3 protein-coding genes are annotated in these 3,037 nt (G+C 69.7%); all 3 read left to right on the forward strand.

Annotated elements, in window-relative coordinates; genetic code table 11:
- Positions 1 to 255 (forward strand): DUF1214 domain-containing protein (locus VFM98_RS24660; protein WP_325112535.1); only part of this gene is annotated, 255 nt, incomplete at its 5' end.
- Between the two features lie 42 nt (positions 256 to 297).
- Positions 298 to 1,272 carry a tripartite tricarboxylate transporter substrate binding protein gene (locus VFM98_RS24665; protein ID WP_325112536.1) on the forward strand — a complete coding sequence of 325 codons (975 nt, stop codon included), beginning with the start codon at positions 298 to 300 and terminating at the stop codon, positions 1,270 to 1,272.
- A gap of 55 nt (positions 1,273 to 1,327) precedes the next feature.
- The coding region (locus VFM98_RS24670; protein ID WP_325112537.1) for an ABC transporter ATP-binding protein at positions 1,328 to 3,037 on the forward strand (1,710 nt) is incomplete at its 3' end.

Here is a 3,037-nt window from a genome sequence, read left to right on the forward strand (position 1 = left end):
CTCTACCGTCGCAGCGACTGCCTGTTCGTGGCCAACCCGATCGGCCGCTACTCAATCGGCGACCGCACGCCGGACCTGCGCTACGAGCCCGACGGCAGCCTGGCGATCCGCCTGCAGGCGCAGGATCCCGGCCCGGGCCACAACTGGCTGCCGGCCCCGGCAGGCGAGCTGTTCTACATCGTTCTGCGGCTATACCAGCCCCAGCGCGAGCACCTGGAATTCGAGTACGCCTATCCCCCCGTGCGCAGGATCTGAGGCCGGCGCGCGGACCGAGCGAGATCACCAAGGAGACAAGCCATGAACCTCACCCGCCGCCACCTGCTGGGCGCCGCCGCCGCGGCCCTGGCGCCCCTGGGCCTGCCCGTGGCGGCCCAGTCCTGGCCCAGCCGCCCGGTTCGCCTGATCTCGCCCTACAACGCAGGCGGCTCCAACGACATCCTGACGCGGGTGCTGGGTGACTTCCTGGGCGCCAGGCTGGGGCAGGCCGTCGTGGTGGAAAACCGGGCCGGCGCCGGCACGCGCATCGCCAACGACTACGTCGCCAAGGCCCCGCCGGACGGCTACACCCTGCTGCATGCCGCAGCGCCGATCGCCATCGGCGAGGCGCTGTATGCCAACCTGCCCTACGACGTGCACAAGAGCTTCGAGGCGATCGTCAGCACGGCCATCGCGCCGCTGTTCCTCGTGGTCAACGCGAACGCGCCGTACAAGACGGTGGCGGAGTTCGTGCGCTGGGGCCAGTCCAATCCCAAGGGCTTCACCTTCGGCTCGCCCGGCGCCGGCTCGGCGCCGCACCTCACCGCCGAACTGCTGATGCGCTCGGCGGGCGCCAAGGGCATCGTGGTGCAGTTCAAGGGCGACGCGCCGGCCTATACCGAGCTGCTGGCCGGCCGCATCGACGCGACGCTCACCGCGATTTCCACCGCCGTGCCGCACGTGCAGGCCGGCAAGCTGCGCGTGCTGGCGGTTGCAAACGAGAAGCGCACGCCGCTGTATCCGGAGGCGCCGACCTTCGTCGAGTCCGGCCTGCCGAACGTGGTCGGCTACGGCTGGTACGGCCTCATGGCGCCCGCCGGCACGCCGGCCGGGATCCTGCAGCGGCTCAATACCGAGACCAATGCGGCCATCGCGGATCCGGAAGTGCGCAGGAAGGCGGAAGCCGCCGGCCTGCAGCTGCGCGGCGGCACGGCAGCGGAGTTCCGGACCTTCCTGGACAGCGAAACGAGGAAGTGGGCACAGGTGATCAAGGCGGCCAACATCGTCGCGGAGTAGTCCCGCCGACCGGATCGCCCCCGGGCCACTCCGCCCGGCCCGCAGAATCCGGTGAATGAACCTGCTGTGGAAATACCTCAGGCCGCAGCGCAAGCTGGCGGCGCTCGCGTTGCTGCTCGCCGCCCTCGGCCAGGTGCTGGCGCTGCTGGATCCGATCATCTTCGGCTGGCTGGTGGACGGCTACGCCAACCAGCGCGACGTCAAGAGCGACGACGAGCTGGTGCGCGGCGCGCTGCGGCTGCTGGCGCTGGCGGTAGCGGTGGCGATCGCCTCGCGGGCCTGCAAGGCCTTGCAGGACTATGTGACGCGCGTCGTGGTGCAGCGCTTCGGCACCCAGATCTTCAACGACGGGCTGCGCCAGACGCTGCGGCTGCGCTACCAGGAGTTCGAGGACCAGAGCAGCGGCGAGACGCTGTCGCTGCTGCTGCGCGTGCGGCGCGACACCGAGCGCTTCATCAACGCCTTCATCAACGTGCTGTTCGCCTCGCTCGTCGGCCTGGCCTTCCTGCTCTGGTACGCGGTCACGCGCAGCTGGCTGCTGGTGCCGGTGTTCCTGTTCGGCCTGCTGGTGCTGGGCGGCCTGTCCGGCCTGCTGAGCCGGCAGATCCGCAGCCAGCAGCGGGCACTGAACCGCGAGACGACGCGCAACGCCGGCTTCATCACCGAGAGCCTGCGCAACGTCGCCCTGATCAAGAGCCTGGGCTTGACCTTCCGCGAAATCCGGCGCCTGGAGGCGCAGACGCACGCGATCTTCGAGCTCGAGATGGCCAAGGTGCGCCGCATCCGCTGGCTGTCCTTCCTGCAGGGCTCCACGCTCAGCCTGCTCAAGCTGTCGGTGCTGTTCACGCTGCTGTGGCTGATCTTCCGCAACGTGCTCTCCACCGGCGAGCTGATCGCCATGCAGTTCATCTCGGTCGGCATCCTCGCGCCGCTGCAGGAGCTGGGCACGATCATCCTGACCTGGCGCGAAGCGAGTTCCTCGCTGGCCAATTTCGCGGAGCTGATGGCCAAGCCGATCGACCAGCGGCCCAAGGATGCGGTGCACGTCGGCGCGATCGAGTCGCTGCGCTTCGACCACGTGGTGTTCCGCCACCGCGGCGCCGAGGAGAATGCGCTCGACGACGTCAGCTTCTCCGCCCGCCGTGGCGACACCATCGCCTTCGTCGGCCCGTCGGGGTCCGGCAAGTCCACGCTGGTGAAGCTGCTGCTCGGCCTGTACCGGCCGGTGTCGGGCGAGGTCTTCTTCAACGAGGTCAGCACCCGCAAGCTGCGCTACAACGAGGCGCGCCGGCAGGTCGGCTACGTGACGCAGGAGACCAGCCTGTTCGGCGGCACGGTGCGCGAGAACATGCTGTTCGTGCGCCCGGATGCGACGGACGCGCAGATCCTGGCCGCGCTGGAGCACGCGCAATGCGCGGCGCTGTTGGCGCGCCTGCCGCAGGGGCTGGATACGGTGATCGGCGAGGGCGGCACCAAGCTCTCGGGCGGCGAGCGCCAACGGCTGTCGATCGCGCGGGCGCTGCTGCGCGAGCCGCGCCTGCTGGTGTTCGACGAGGCCACTTCGGCGCTGGACTCGCTGACCGAGCAGCAGGTCACCGAGACCGTGCGCCGCATCTCCGAAGACCGCACGCAGATCACGCTGCTGATCGCGCACCGGCTTTCGACCGTGCTGCATGCCGACGCGATCCACGTGCTGGAGCGGGGCCGCGTGGTGGAGAGCGGCACCCACGCGGAACTGCTGGCGCTCAAGGGCCTGTACTACGCC

Origin of the sequence: Ramlibacter sp. (assembly GCF_035706265.1) — a bacterium.
Lineage (GTDB): Bacteria > Pseudomonadota > Gammaproteobacteria > Burkholderiales > Burkholderiaceae_C > Ramlibacter.

What these genes read in the sequence shown, in the direction of transcription:
- VFM98_RS24665 (WP_325112536.1), top strand. Translation starts at nt 298, where the DNA reads ATGAACCTCACCCGCCGCCACCTGCTGGGCGCCGCCGCCGCGGCCCTG.